The sequence below is a fragment of the Cellulomonas phragmiteti genome, from assembly GCF_016862775.1.
In the GTDB taxonomy this organism is placed as follows: Bacteria; Actinomycetota; Actinomycetes; order Actinomycetales; family Cellulomonadaceae; genus Cellulomonas; species Cellulomonas phragmiteti.
The window spans coordinates 1-13,582 of record NZ_BONP01000021.1 but is presented as its reverse complement, the minus strand read 5'-3'; the positions used below and the strand labels follow the sequence as shown (position 1 = coordinate 13,582).

General features: G+C 77.7%; 11 protein-coding genes. 7 read left to right on the top strand and 4 right to left on the bottom strand.

Going from position 1 to position 13,582, the window contains the following annotated elements; translation table 11 throughout:
• Nucleotides 1–9 precede the first annotated feature (9 nt).
• Together Cph01nite_RS14830 and Cph01nite_RS14825 are read right to left on the bottom strand one after the other, a co-directional pair.
• Entirely contained in the window at nucleotides 10–999 is a 990-nt protein-coding gene (locus Cph01nite_RS14830; RefSeq protein WP_203675463.1) for an ABC transporter substrate-binding protein, read from the bottom strand.
• Nucleotides 1,000–1,028: 29 nt separating this feature from the next.
• The gene (locus Cph01nite_RS14825) at nucleotides 1,029–2,177 is read right to left on the bottom strand and encodes a FecCD family ABC transporter permease (RefSeq protein WP_239069285.1); all 1,149 of its coding nucleotides are present in this window, start codon (nucleotides 2,175–2,177) and stop codon (nucleotides 1,029–1,031) included.
• A gap of 39 nt (nucleotides 2,178–2,216) precedes the next feature.
• On the opposite strand from Cph01nite_RS14825, the gene Cph01nite_RS14820 reads away from it, so the two are divergent.
• The 6 genes from Cph01nite_RS14820 (at nucleotide 2,217) to Cph01nite_RS14795 (ending at nucleotide 11,127) form a co-directional block, all read left to right on the top strand.
• Nucleotides 2,217–4,025, top strand: a complete 1,809-nt coding sequence (locus Cph01nite_RS14820; RefSeq protein ID WP_203675462.1) for an ATP-binding cassette domain-containing protein — start codon at nucleotides 2,217–2,219, stop codon at nucleotides 4,023–4,025.
• On the top strand, nucleotides 4,022–5,860 hold the full coding sequence (locus tag Cph01nite_RS14815) for an amino acid ABC transporter ATP-binding/permease protein (RefSeq protein ID WP_203675461.1): 1,839 nt from the start codon (nucleotides 4,022–4,024) through the stop codon (nucleotides 5,858–5,860). Before Cph01nite_RS14820 ends, Cph01nite_RS14815 begins: the two co-directional genes overlap by 4 nt.
• Nucleotides 5,861–6,172: 312 nt before the next feature.
• Entirely contained in the window at nucleotides 6,173–8,422 is a 2,250-nt protein-coding gene (locus tag Cph01nite_RS14810; protein ID WP_203675460.1) for a YcaO-like family protein, read from the top strand.
• Nucleotides 8,415–9,776, top strand: coding sequence for a YcaO-like family protein (locus tag Cph01nite_RS14805; protein WP_203675459.1), 1,362 nt, complete (start codon nucleotides 8,415–8,417; stop codon nucleotides 9,774–9,776). The genes Cph01nite_RS14810 and Cph01nite_RS14805 overlap by 8 nt, the downstream gene beginning before the upstream one ends.
• 13 nt (nucleotides 9,777–9,789) lie before the next feature.
• On the top strand, nucleotides 9,790–10,554 hold the full coding sequence (map, locus tag Cph01nite_RS14800; RefSeq protein ID WP_203675458.1) for a type I methionyl aminopeptidase: 765 nt from the start codon (nucleotides 9,790–9,792) through the stop codon (nucleotides 10,552–10,554).
• Between the two features lie 114 nt (nucleotides 10,555–10,668).
• On the top strand, nucleotides 10,669–11,127 hold the full coding sequence (locus Cph01nite_RS14795; protein WP_203675457.1) for a hypothetical protein: 459 nt from the start codon (nucleotides 10,669–10,671) through the stop codon (nucleotides 11,125–11,127).
• Here the strand turns inward: Cph01nite_RS14795 and Cph01nite_RS14790 are convergent.
• Nucleotides 11,081–12,637 (bottom strand): DNA polymerase IV, encoded by a 1,557-nt coding sequence (locus Cph01nite_RS14790; protein WP_203675456.1) that lies wholly within the window; start codon nucleotides 12,635–12,637, stop codon nucleotides 11,081–11,083. The genes Cph01nite_RS14795 and Cph01nite_RS14790 overlap by 47 nt on opposite strands.
• A gap of 43 nt (nucleotides 12,638–12,680) precedes the next feature.
• Complete coding sequence (locus Cph01nite_RS14785) at nucleotides 12,681–13,406, bottom strand: endo alpha-1,4 polygalactosaminidase (RefSeq protein WP_203675455.1); 726 nt, start codon at nucleotides 13,404–13,406, stop codon at nucleotides 12,681–12,683.
• On the opposite strand from Cph01nite_RS14785, the gene Cph01nite_RS14780 reads away from it, so the two are divergent.
• A partial coding sequence (locus tag Cph01nite_RS14780) for a hypothetical protein (RefSeq protein ID WP_203675503.1) occupies nucleotides 13,324–13,582 on the top strand: 259 nt, incomplete at its 3' end. The genes Cph01nite_RS14785 and Cph01nite_RS14780 overlap by 83 nt on opposite strands.

Genomic DNA, 13,582 nt, shown 5'->3' with positions numbered 1-13,582 from the left:
GGGGGCACGTCAGCCGGCCTCGGTCCCGGCGACGAGCTCCTCGAGCCCGCCGACGGACGCCGGCGACGGGTGCGACGCGTCGGGCCCGACGAGCACGATGCGGCCCTCCTGCACGGCGGTCAGGTCGCCGATGCCCGGCTCGGCGAGCAGGGTGGCGCGGGCGTCCTCGACGCTCTCGCCGTACAGGCCGTGGCTGAGCACGACCCAGTCGGGCTGCGCCGCCAGCAGGCTCTCGGTGGCGATGGTGAGGTAGGCCTCGCGCTGGTCGGCGAACACGTTCTCCAGGCCCGCGGCGGTGAGCAGCGCGTGCGGCAGGCCGGTGCCGCCGTAGCCGGACAGCGTGTCGGTGGACGAGAAGTAGTACAGCCAGGCGGCGGTCTGCCCGGTGGCCGGGCGCGTGGCGTCGGCGATCCGCTCGGCGAGGGCGTCGGCGGCGGGCTCGGCGACGTCCGACGTCGCGAACACCTGGCCGAGGCGTCGCACGTCGTCCACGACGGTGTCGAGCGTGATCTCGGCCGGGGCGTCGGTCGAGGCGTCGTGGCCGCAGTCGCCCTGCACGGTGAGCAGGGTGATGCCGGCGTCGCGCACCTGGTCGGGGTCGGCGACGAACAGCCCGTACCCGAGGACGACGTCGGGGTCGGCGGTGAGCACGGCCTCGGTCGTCGGGTCCGACGGGTCGACGACCAGGTCGTCCGCGGGCGGGTCGGTCAGGCCGGCGGGCAGGGCCGCGTCGAACTCACCCGACCGGGCGGTGATGACGTCGGCGGCGCCGGCGGCGTCGAGCAGCGCGACGGCCGCGGTGCCGACCGTCATGACCGAGGCCGGGCGGGCGTCGAGCGTGACGGGGGTGCCGCAGTCGTCGACGGTCACGGGGTAGCCGTCGGCCGAGCCCGTCGGCGCGGCGGCGGGCTCCGACGCGGGGGCGGACGACGTGCACGCGGCGAGCAGCGCGACGAGCGCGGTGCCGAGCAGGGCGGTGGTGCGGGTGCGGGGGTTCATCGGGTTCCTCCTGGAGGGGTGGGGGGCGGTCAGTCGGCGCTGCGCCGCAGGCGGCGACGCACGAGGGCCATGAGCAGGGGGGTGCCGAGCAGCGCGGTGAGCACGCCCAGCGGGATCTCCCGCGGGGCGAGCACGGTGCGCGCGAGCGTGTCGGCGACGACGAGCACGAGCGCGCCCAGCAGGGCCGACGCGGGCACGACGAGCCGGTGGGTGGCGCCGACGAGCCGGCGCGCGAGGTGCGGGACGACGAGCCCGACGAACCCGATGGCACCGCTGACCGCGACGGCCGCGGCCACGCCGAGCGCCGCGACGACCGCGACCTGGCGTCGTAGCCGGTCCGGGTCGGTGCCCAGGCTGCGGGCGACGTCGTCGCCGAGCGAGATCGCGTCGAGGCGGCGGGCGCGCAGCACGAGGACGCCGAGCGTGACGGCCGTCGCGGCGGCGAGCAGCGGCAGGTCGCCCCAGCTCGAGCGGCCGAGCGAGCCGAGCATCCAGAACATGACGGCCCGCACGGCGTCGCGGCTGTCGGCCAGCACGACGACGAGGTTGGTGACGGCCGTGAGGAAGTAGCCGACGGTGAGTCCGGCGAGCACGAGCCGGTGGCTGGATAGGCCGGTGCGGGCGCCGAGCACGCCGATGACCAGCAGCAGCGCGAGCAGCGCCCCGGCGAACGCGCCGCCGGTCAGGGTGACGGTGCCGACCAGGGCGCCGAGCCCCAGGGTGAGCACGAGCGCCGCACCGAGGGACGCCCCGGCGGACACCCCGAGCAGGTAGGGGTCGGCGAGCTGGTTGCGCACGACGGCCTGCAGCGCGGCCCCGGAGGCGGCGAGCACCGCGCCGACGCACGCGCCGACGAGCACGCGGGGCAGCCGCAGCAGCCAGACGACCGTGTCGTGCATCGGGTCGGCGGGCCCGGGCCCGCCGGCGACGTGCGCGAGGACCACGTCGAGGACGGCCCGCGGGGGCACGACGAGCGGCCCGATCCCCACGGCCGCGACGCAGCCGGCGACGAGCGCGGCAGCGAGCACCACGAGCACCACGGCGCCGCGCGTGGGGGTGCGTCGGCGGCCCCGCGTCGGCCGTGCGGGAGCGGCCGTCGCGTCGTCCGCCGTCGGGGTCCGGGACGGACCCGACGTGGACGACGCGTTGACGTGCGGCGGCGAGGTGCTTAGGGTCACAGCGGGAATGATAACCACTCTCAACAACGGGGGGTCGACGTGGTCCACGTGCGCCTGTCACGGCTGCTCGGGCGACGCCGCTGGGTGCTGGTGCCGCTGGCTGCCGTCGGCGTGGCCGTCGCCGCGACGTGGGTCGCCCAGGCACTGGTCACCTCCCGGGTCTTCGCCGCCGTCGTGCCCGGCGCCGGCCGCGCCCCCGCGCCCCTCGACGACCTGGCGCCCCTGCTCGTCGCGCTGGCCGCCCTGCTCGTCGCGCGCCCGCTGCTCGTCCTGACCCGCCAGCTGCTCGCCCAGCGCCTCATGACGCGCACCAAGCAGGACCTGCGCGCCGCCGTCACCGGCGGGTTCCTGCGCCGCAGCGCCGCCGACCCCGGTACCGGGCGCACCGGCCGCGACCACGCGGTGGTCGTGGACGGCATCGAGAACCTCGACCCCTACCTGTCCGGGTACCTCCCGCAGCTCCTCGTCACCGGCGTGGTCGTGGCCGGCGTGGGTACCGCGATGGTCGTCGTCGACCCGGTCGTCGGGCTCACGGCCGTCGCCGCGACCGCGGTGCTGCCCCTGCTGCCGCGCGCGTGGGATCGCGTCCTGGCGGCGCGCGGCGCCGACCACTGGGACGCCTACCAGCACCTGCACGCCGAGTTCGTCGACTCCATGCAGGGCATGACCACGCTCGTCACCCTCAACGCCGAGCGGTCGCGCGCCCGGGAGCTCGCCGCGGCGTCCGCGCGGCTGCTCGAGCGCACGCTGCACCAGCTGCGGGTCTCGCTGATCGAGTCCGGCCTGTCGACCTTCGCCCTGGCCGCCGTCCCCGTCGTCACCCTCGGCGTGGTCGTGGCACGCCGGGCGAGCCTCGACACGGTCGCGGTGTTCGCCCTGGTCCTGCTGTCCGTCGAGCTCGTCCGGCCGCTGCGCGACCTCGCCGCCCAGTGGCACGCCGGGTACCTCGGCACGTACTCCGGCGCGCAGGTCGCCGCCGTCCTCGAGGCCGACCGCGTCCGGGCGGCCGCCGGACGGGACGCGGTGACCGCGGTGCCCGCGGCGGACGACGACGCCCGCGGCGGTCCGACGACGGCGCCCGGTGCGCCCGCGCCCGTCGTCCTGCGCGGCGTCACCGCGCGGTACCCCGGCACCGAGAGCGACGCGCTCGCCGACGTCGACGTGGTGCTGCACGCCGGGCTCACCGCCGTCGTCGGCGCCACCGGCAGCGGCAAGTCCACCCTCGCGGGCGTGCTCGCCGGCCTGCTCGTGCCGAGCGCCGGGCAGGTGCTGCTGCACGGGGTCCCCGCCGGCCCGGACACCCTGCTGGAGCGCGTCAGCCTCGTCCCGCAGGACCCCGTGCTGTTCGCCGGCACCGTCGCCGCGGACGTCGCGCTCGGTCTGCCGTCCGGTGTCACGGCGGCCGGTGGCCCGGCCGGACCTCGCGCGGAGGGGACGCGCCGGGACGTGCCCGACGTGCCGGCCGCGCTGGCCCTGGTGGGGATCGGCACGCAGGACCCCACGCTCGGCCCCGCGACGCCCGTGGGTGAGCGCGGTGCGCTCGTGTCCGGCGGGCAGCGGCAACGCGTCGCGGTCGCCCGCGCCCTGGTCCAGGGACGTGAGGTGCTCGTGCTCGACGAGGCCACGTCGGCGCTCGACGCCGCGAGCGAGGCCGCGCTGGTCGACGCCGTCGTCACCGCCGACCCGACGCGGCCCGTCGTGGCCGTGACCCACCGCGTCGACGTCGCGCTGCGCGCCGCGCACGTCGTCGTCGTCGACGCCGGGCGCGTCGTCGAGCAGGGCCCGCCGGACGCGCTGCTGGCCCGCGACGGGGCGTTCGCCGCGCTCGCCGGGGTGGTCGCCGTATGAGCGCGACGTCGCTCACCGAGGCCCGCGCCGACGCACACGCCGACGCGCCCGTGCGCCGCCTTGTCTCGACGTGGCGGACCGTCGCCGCACCGCTCGTCGCGCTCGGTGCGCACCTGCGGGCCGAGGCGCGGCTCGCCGTCCAGGTCGTCGTCGTCGCGTGGCTCGTGCTCGTCCTGGGCGTCGGCACCACCGTGCTGTCCGTGGCCGCGACCACCGCCGCGGTCGTCGACGACGGCGCCGGCGCGCTGCTCGCCGCGCTCGCCGTCGCCGTCGTCGCCCTCGGGCTGCTGGCCTGGACCGAGCAGTGGGTCGCGCACGTGCTCGCCTACCGCGTCATCGACGCCGTGCGGAGGGCCGTGCACGACGCGATCGCGCGCCTCGCGCCGCTCGGCCTGGGGCGTCGCCGCTCCGGTGAGACGGTCGCGGCCGCGATGACCGACGCCGAGGCGCTCGAGTGGTTCTACGCGCACACCGCCGCGCAGGTCGTCGCCGGGCTCGCGGCCGCGCTGACCGTGTCGGTCGGCGCCGTCGTCTGGCTCGGCCCGGCCGGGCTGGTGCTGCCCGTCGCGCAGCTGCTGGTCCTCGCTGTCCCGCTGCTGGCGCTGCCCGTCGCGTCCCGGCAGGGTGCCGCGCTGCGCGGCGGGATCGCGGACCTCGCGTCCGTCGTCATGGAGGCCCGCGCCGCCGCCCGCGAGACCGTGCTGCTGGGCCGCGTGCCCGCCGTCGTCGCCGACGTGCGGGCCGGGACCGCCCGCGTCCAGCGCGTGCGCCGCGGGATCGCCGTGCGCACCGGTGCGGAGCAGGCCGCCCTCGAGGCCGTCGGCGCCGCGACCGTCCTGACGACGCTCGCGCTGGTCGCCGCCCGGGTCCAGGACGGCGCGCTGGCGCCCACGGCGCTGCCCGTCGCGGTCGCGCTGGCCGGTGCTGGGCTCGCGCCGGTGCTCACCGTCGTCGCCGGCCTGCAGCGCACCGGCGAGACGTCCGCCGCCGCCGCCCGCGTCGACGCGCTGCTGCGCGCCCCCGGGGCGCGACCGGCCGACGGCCCCGACGTCGACCGCGGCGCACCCGCGCCCGGCCGCCTCGACGTCGAGCAGCTGCGCGTGACGTACCCGGGCACGGACCGCGCCGTCCTGGCCGGAGTGGACCTGCACGTCACCCCCGGGGAGCACGTCGCCGTCGTGGGTGCGAGCGGCGCCGGCAAGACGACGCTCACGCTGGCGCTCGCGCGGCTCGTGGCGCCGGACTCCGGCCACCTGGCGGTCGACGGCGTCCCCGCGGACGACGAGACGGGGCGCCGCACGCGCGAGCGGCTCGTGCTCGTCGGGCAGCACGCGCACGTCTTCCGCGCGAGCGTGCGCGACAACCTGCTCGCGCCCGGCACCTCCGACGCCGCGCTGTGGCGCGTGCTCGAGCGCGTGCACCTCGCGGACCGCGTGCGGGCGCTGCCCGAGGGGCTGGACACCCCGCTCGCCGAGCGCGGCGGCGCCTGGTCCGGCGGGGAGCGGCAGCGCCTCGGCCTTGCACGCGGGCTGCTGCGCGACCCGTCCGTCCTCGTGCTCGACGAGCCGACCGCCGGCCTGGACACCCGCACCGAGGCGGCGTTCCTCGCGACGCTCGCCGACGTGCGCGCCGGGCGCACGACCGTCGTGGTCACCCACCGGCCCGCCGCGATGCGCGCGTGCGACCGCGTGGTGCTGCTGGCCGGCGGGCGCGTCGTCGCCGACGGCCCGCACGACCGCCTGCTCGCCACGAGCGCCGCCTACCGCGACGCGCTCGCGGCCCCCGACGACCCCGGCGACCAGCCGGGGGACGCACCGATCCCGGAGAGGGGGTGACACAGATGCAGATCACGATCACCACGGTCGAGGAGCAGCGCACGGCCGAGACGGTCCTCGCGCCGAACTCCAACCACCACGGCCACGTCTCCACGGCGTTCTCCTGGGCCTGACGCCCGGGCGGTACCCGAGCGGGTCCGGCCTCGACGCATGAGGCCGGACCCGCGTCGGCACCGCACGGGTGCCGGCTCCGACGCTACGCCCGCGCGTCGGACGCCCGCACGTGACCGGCGTCCCACCCGGTCCCGTCCCGTCCCCCCGCACCCGTCGTCGAGACGACGGCCACCGAGCACCCCCCGAGCGGAGAGCACGATGACCAGCCTGCCCGCGACGACCCCGCACCCGGCCGCCCGCTCGGCGGTGCACCCCGGCACCCTCGCCGAGGTGCGCCCGCTCGACCCCGGCACGTGCGTGGTGACCACTCCTGACGACGTGCACCACGTCGTCGGGCTGCCCGCGCTCGACGTCCTGCGGCTGGTCGACGCGTGGCGCAGCGGGCGCACCGACCTCGTCGACCCCGCGCTCGCGGTCGCGGCGCGCCCGCTGCACGACCTGCTCGTCGCGCGTGGCGGGCTGGGTGGGTCTGCGGACGCCGTCGACGGCCCCGCGGGAGCGCCCGCCCGCCCGGACGCCCCACGCCGCACGCTCGACGTGCTGCTCACCGGCGACGACGACCTGGTCGCCGCGCTCGCCGCGCGCGCGGACGGCGTGCAGGTGCTGCCGCGCGACGACCGCGCGTCCGTGAACCGCGCCTACACGACGCGACGGCTGCTCGTCGTCGCGGTGCGCGGGCCGCGCGACGCCGACCTGGCCGACCTCGACCGCATGTGCCACGACCTGCGGGTGCCGTGGCTCGCGGTCGAGCTGACCCGCGGGCGCGCGTGGGTGGGCCCGCTGGTGACGCCCGGCGTGGGCGCGTCGTACGAGGACGCGGTCGCCCGGCGCACCGCCGCCGCGCGGGACCGGCGCGTCCACCGGGCCGTGCGCGGGCCGGCCGTGGGCGGCGACGGCGGCCCCGACCCGCTGCTCCTGCCCGACGTGCTCGACGCGGTGATCGACGTCGTCGCCGACCTCGCGCCGCGCGCGCACGACGGCCTCGCCGCCCCCGGGGACGTCCTGCACGAGCTGCACCGCAGCCCGGGCGGCGTCGAGCACGCGCGGCACCCCGTGCTGCCGCTGCCGCACCGCAGCACCGTCCACCGGCCGCACGACCGCGCCGACCTCGTCGACCCGCGCACCGGTCTCGTCCTGCGGGTGCGGGACGTGCGCCACCACGCCGCGGTGCCGTCGTCGCTGGTCACGCGGCAGGCCGACGTCGGCGACGTGCGGTCCGTCAGCGCGTGGGCCAACAACGTCCTGTGCCAGGGCAGCGCGTTCGGCGACCCCGCGGGGGCGTACGCCGCGGCCGTCGGCGAGTCGGTCGAGCGGTACTGCGGCAACGTCCTCGACACCCTGCCGGTGACCCACGCGTCGTACGACGAGCTGCGCCGCCGCGGGGTGCCCGCGCTCGACCCGGCCGACCTGGTCCTGTACTCCGACGCGCAGTACGCGGCACGCGGCTTCCCGTTCGTGCCGCTCGCGCGCGACCTGGCCGTCCACTGGGTGCCGGGGCGCTCCCTGACGACGGACCGCGAGCTGCTCGTGCCCGCGTCGCTGGTCTACGTCAACTGGTACTCCGCCGGGTACGCCGCGGCACCGCCGACCAACTTCTGCGCGTTCGCCGGCATCGCCGCCGGCCCGGACGAGGACTTCGCGGTCGCCAGCGCGCTGGAGGAGGTCGTCGAGCGGCACGCGACGATGGTCTGGTGGCTCAACGGCCACCCGCTGCCCGCCGTCGCCCCCGACGCCCTGGGACCGCACGTCGCCGCCGTGACCGCCGGCCCGGGCCGCACCGCGCTGCTGCACCTGGACAACGAGCTGGGCGTGCCCGTGGCCGCCGCGGTCGTGCACGACGACGACGCGCAGCTGGTCAACGTCGGGTTCTCCGTGCGCCCGTCGTTCGCCGACGCGGCCCTCAAGGCGTGGACCGAGGCGTTCACGCTGCAGGAGGGCTCGCGCGACCTGCTGCGCCGCGACGGCCTGCACTGGCAGGTGATGGCCGACGGCGAGCTCAACGGCCGCGCGTTCAAGCCGTGGCGCGCGGACCGCCGCTACCTCGACGACTTCCGCCCCGACATGCGCGACTGCGACGACCTCATGGTGCAGCAGCAGGTCTACCTGGACCCGCGTGCCGGCGCGCGCATGGCGCACCTGCTCGACCCGCCGGTCACGCGCACCCTCGCGGACGTGCCGTCCCTGCCCGACCGGTCCGCGGCGACGTACCGCGCGACCGTCGAGGCCGCGGGCCACGAGGTCGTCGTCGTGGACCTCACCACGCCGGACGTCGCCTCGACGGGCATGCGCGTGGTCCGCGTGCTGGTGCCCGGCACGGTCGGCAACGCGCCCGCCGCCTTCCCGTTCCTGGGCCGGCGCCGCGTGCAGGACCTGGCGGTCGAGCTGGGGTGGCGCGAGCGCCCCCTCGCGGAGGACGAGCTGGTGACCTTCCCGATGCCGCATGCCTGACGCCGTGCTCGACGCGCTGACGGCCGTGCGGCTGCGCCACCCCCCGGACCTGCCGCCCGGCTTCCACCACCACCAGGTCACGATGCCCGCGGCGCACGGCGTCGACGCGCACGCGGTCGCCGTGCAGCTCGTCGCCGACGGGCCCGACGGTCCAGGCGCACCGGACCCCGACGTGCTGACGGCCGCCGCCGTGCGGCACTGGGCGGGCGAGGACCACGGCCAGCTCGACGTCGTCCGCACGTCGGCCGACGCGCTGCGGGCGGCGGGGGTGCCCGTGCTGACGCTCGAGGACCTCGGCCTCGTCGACCCGGCCGTGCTCGCCACGCCGGGCTGCCCGCTGGTCCGGGTCGACGGCAGCACGCCGCTGACGTGGGTCCGCGCGACCCGCATCGGGCCGCCCGGGCACGGCATCGACGGGCGCGGCACCGACGGCGCGGCCACCGGGCGGGTGCCGTACGGGCAGGTCGTCGTGCGGTACCTCGACGGCCGCCCGGACGAGCCCGTCGCCCACCCCCTGACCATGGCCGGGCTCGGCGCCGGCCCCACCCCCGACGCGGCCGTGGCCGCCGCGTGGGCGGACGTGGTCGCGCAGGACGCGGCCTGGACCTGGTGGTCGGACACCGCCGCCCCGGCCCCGCGCCCGCTGGCTCCCGTCCCGGACCTCGTGCGCGCCTGGGGCCGCAGCCCGTTGCGGCTGGACCTGCGGGCGCTGCCGGCACCCCTGCTGGCGGGCGGTGCGGAGGGTGCCGTGCTCGCGGTCGTCGACGACGGCGCGGTGACCGTCCTGGCGGTCGCGGCCGGTCCGCGCGCGCAGCACGCCGCCGCGGCCCGCGCGCTGTGGCAGCTCGTCGTGGCGCGCGACCTCGCCGACCCGGGGGGCTCGCTCGTGCGCTCCGGCGCGGCCGTGCACCGCCCGTCCGGCGACCACCTCGCCGCCGCGGGACCGGGTGCGCGCGGCCTCGTCGACCCCCTGCACCACGTGCAGCTCGCCCTGGACCCGACGGTGCGCCGGCGCGTGCACGCGCGGCTGGGCGGCCTGCGGACGACGGCGCCCGCGCGCGGCACGCAGCGGTCGTCGTCGCCTGGGGCGGACCCGGCGCCCGGGGCACACGGCGCGCTCGCGGCTGTCCACGGCGCGCTCGCGGCGGACCCGGCGGCGGTCCCGTGGGTCGTCGACCTGACGACCCCGGACGTCGCCGCGCGTGGGTGGGCGTGCGTGCGCGTCCTCGTCCCCGGGGCGTCGCGCCTGGCGCCGGGCGCCTTCCCGCCCGACCCGGCCGTCGCCCGCGCCGCCGCCCGGCGCCTGGGTCGCGAGCCCGGCCCGCGCGAGTCCGTGCCCTGGCCGGGGTGGTGACACACTGACGCGCGTGGCCCTCAAGTCCCCCGCAGAGATCGAGCAGATGCGCCCCGCCGGGCGGTTCGTCGCGAGCGTCCTGACGTCGCTGCGCGCGTACGCCCAGGTCGGCATGACGACGAACGACCTGGACGCCCACGCGCGCGACCTCATCGCGCAGGCCGGCGCCCGCTCGGTGTACCTCGGGTACCACCCGAGCTTCGGGGCGATGCCGTACCCGGGCGTCCTGTGCACGTCCGTCAACGACCACGCGCTGCACGGGCTCCCCTCGGACCGGGTGCTGGCCGACGGGGACGTCGTGAGCATCGACTTCGCGTGCGAGGTCGAGGGCTGGGTCGCCGACTCGGCGCTGACGTTCCAGCTCGGCACGACGACGCCCCAGGCGCAGGCCCTCATCACGGCGACCGAGCAGGCGCTCGCGGCGGGTATCGCGGCGGCGCAGCCGAACGCGCGGATGGGCGACATCTCCGCTGCCATCGGGCGGGTCGCGCGGCAGACCGGGTTCGCGCTCAACACCGACTTCGGTGGGCACGGCGTCGGGCGGACGATGCACGAGGACCCGCACGTCGCCAACGACGGCCGACCCGGCACCGGCATCCGCCTCAAGCCGGGCACGGTGATCGCCATCGAGCCGTGGCTCATGGCCGGCGGCAGCGACTACGTCATCGACGACGACGGCTGGACCATCCGCAGCGCCGACGGCGCGCTCACGGCGCACGCGGAGCACACCGTCGCGATCACCAAGCGCGGCCCGGTGGTCCTGACGGCCCGCGACTGACGCACCCGCGAACGTGAGGGGTTGCCGTCGCCTGACGACGGCAACCCCGCACGGTCCCGGTTCCGACGCGGCGAACGGCCCCCGCGGACGGGGCCGGTGCGCCAGGATGGCCGGATGAGCGGACAGCAGGGGGCGGCAGGGATCCCGGCGGCGCGGCCGGTCGACGCGCAGGCGTACCGCTCGGACCCGTCGGGCGACGACGGGGACGGGCCCCGCTGGAACCAGGACGGGGACCGGTGGCTGCGCGCCGCGTTGGCCGCGGCGTTGGTGCTCGCGTCCGCGCTGGGGGACCTCGGGCCGCTCGTGCTCGCGGTCGTGGTCGTCGTCGCCGCGGAGCAGACGGTGCGGACCCGCCGGACCGGCGTCCGCTGGTGGACCGTGCTGGAGATCGCCGTGCTGGTGCTCGTCGCGACCGGTGCGCTCGTGCTCACCCCACTGGGGCAGGCGCTCCCGGGCGTGGAGCTCGCCGCCCAGCTCTTGGTCGGGGCGCTGCTCGGGGCGGGCGTCGTCGTGGTGGGGGCCGTCGTCAGGCGTCGTCGCGCAGCTCGGGCGGGACTGCCGACGGGGGCGTGACCCCCACGGGCTCGACGAGCACGAGCGGGTCCGCGTCGAGGTCGACCACCCGGGACCGGGCGGGCGGGGTCACGGCGGTCTCGAACCGCACGGTCGCCTCCCGCCCGCGCACGTGCACGACCCAGCCGCGCCCGAGGGTCGCGTGCTCGACGTCGAGCCCCGGGCGCGCGTTGCCCTCGTCGAGCGGCAGCCCCACCTGCGAGCCGCCGAGCGGCCGGCCGACGACCGCCTTCTCCGCCCCGACGAGCCGCGGGTCGTCCTCGACGAGCCGGACCACGTCCTCGTCGACGTCGGGGGCCGCGACGCCGTCGGGCAGCACCGGGTCCGCGCCGTCCGCGTCCACCATCCGCCCGCCCACGTGGTCGTGCTCGCCGACGACCGCGCGACGTGGCGCGTCGAACAGGTGGGCGTCGAGGTCGAGGGCGAGCTGCGCGTGCGTGGACAGGGCGTGGAACGCCACCCCCAGCAGGCGGACTGGCTCGACGACGCCGGCGGCGAGCACCGCCCTGCGGGCGGCGTCGCGCAGGTCCGCGTCCGACGCGGTGGGGTGCGGGAACGTGACCGACCGGGTGACGGTCGAGAAGTCGGCGTAGCGCACCTTGGCGACGACCGTGCGCGCGGCGCCACCGTGCCGCTCGAGCCGCTGCAGGGCCTCGTCGACGACGTCGTCGACCGCGGACAGGACGACGTCGCGCCCGCGCAGGTCGGTGGCGAAGGTCCGCTCGGCACCGGCGGACTTGCGCTCGGTCGTGGTGACCACGGGCCGGTCGTCCAGGCCGCGGGACATGAGGTACAGCCCGGTGCCGTGCGCCTCGCCGAGCGTCATCGTCAGGGTGTCGAGCGGCTGGCGTCGCAGGTCGGCGACGGTCCGCACGCCGAGGCGCTCCAGCGCGCCCTGGGTCGCGGGGCCGACCCCGGGGACGGTCCGCACGTCCAGGGGCAGCAGCACGTCGTCCTCGTCCTCGGGCCGCACGACGACGACCCCGCCGGGCTTGCGCAGGTCGGACGCGATCTTGGCGACCAGCTTGGAGCGGCCGACGCCCACCGACACGGTGAGCCCGGTGAGCTCGGCCACGCGCGCCTGCAGCTGTGCGGCGGCATCCTCGGGCTCCGGGACGCCATCCGGCGCGAGGGCCAGGTCGGCGAACGCCTCGTCGATCGACAGCGGCTCGACCGCGGGCGTCAGCTCGCGCAGCACCCCCATGATGACCTGCGAGTACGCGGCGTACGCGGCGAACCGGGGCACGAGGACGGCCGCGGCGGGGCTGAGGCGGCGGGCCCGGGCCATCGGCATCGCGGACCGGGCGCCGTCGCGCCGCGCCTCGTAGGACGCGGTCGACACGACGCCGCGCCCCCCGACGCCGCCGACGAGCACGGGCCGTCCCCGCAGCGACGGCTTGTCGCGCTGCTCGACGGCCGCGAAGAACGCGTCGGCGTCCAGGTGCAGCACCGTGGCTGCGCCCCGCACGCGCACACCGGCCTCGAGACGGTGCGCGCGTGCGGGGTCCACGCCCCTATCCTGCGGTGTCAGCGGCGGGGTGGCCGCCGGTGGGTCAGCAGGTCCCGTGCACCGCACCACGGGCGCCGCGCGGGGAGACGCCGTAGTCGCGCAGGATCACCGACAGGCGTGGGTCGCGTGCGGTGGACCGCTGCACCGCGCAGGCGGCGTCGAACGCCGCGCGCTGGTACTCGATGTCGAGGACCACCGGGTAGACCCGCGTGTACACGTGGCACTCCTTCCACTCCTGGCACTCCTCCGCGACCACGAGGTCGGCACCCAGGGCGCGGACCTCCCGCACCAGCTCGGCGGTGTTCTTCTGCGCGAACGCCAGGCCCAGGCTGTGCGCCCGGTCCACCAGCAGCCCCGTGTAGGCGAGCGTGTGCTCGGGGGTGATCAGACCACCGGAGCGCGTGTAGGAGTCCAGGTTGTCGATCTCGACGGCGTCGAACCCTGCGGCGGCGCACGAGGCGATGACGGCGCCGATGCGCTCCGCGACCCGGGTGCGCAGCGCGGGGGTCGTGATGTCGTACAGCACCTCGTCCGGCCAGCCCGCGTCCTGCACGGGCTTGCCGTTGCGGTGCAGCACCAGCTCGGGGGACTCGCGCAGGAGACGAGCGGTCTCGCCCGGCTGGGTCTGGAACCCGTTGACGTAGCAGATGTCGTAGCGGCCGGTCGGGGCGGCGGTGGAGTCACGGATGACCACCTGGGTGTCCGCGGCGGGTGCGTCCGCGCCACCGATCTGGTACTCGAAGCGTGCGCCCGCCGGCGGCAGCGTCACGCCCGGGGCGCTCGCCGTGGGAGCAGGTGCCGGTGCGGCCGTGGCGGACGGGCTCGTCGTGGGGCGAGGTGCCGCGCTGCGGGTGGGGGTGGGGGCCGGCGCGGCGGTGGCGGACGGGCTCGTCGTGGGGCGAGGTGCCGCGCTGCGGGTGGGGGTGGGGGTCGGCACGACCGTGG

Excerpts from the sequence above, each read along its gene's own strand:
- Cph01nite_RS14795 (WP_203675457.1), top strand. The coding sequence starts at position 10,669 with ATGAGCGGACAGCAGGGGGCGGCAGGGATCCCGGCGGCGCGGCCGGTC.
- Cph01nite_RS14830 (WP_203675463.1), bottom strand. The coding sequence starts at position 999 with ATGAACCCCCGCACCCGCACCACCGCCCTGCTCGGCACCGCGCTCGTC.
- Cph01nite_RS14810 (WP_203675460.1), top strand. The coding sequence starts at position 6,173 with ATGACCAGCCTGCCCGCGACGACCCCGCACCCGGCCGCCCGCTCGGCG.
- Cph01nite_RS14815 (WP_203675461.1), top strand. The coding sequence starts at position 4,022 with ATGAGCGCGACGTCGCTCACCGAGGCCCGCGCCGACGCACACGCCGAC.
- Cph01nite_RS14805 (WP_203675459.1), top strand. The coding sequence starts at position 8,415 with ATGCCTGACGCCGTGCTCGACGCGCTGACGGCCGTGCGGCTGCGCCAC.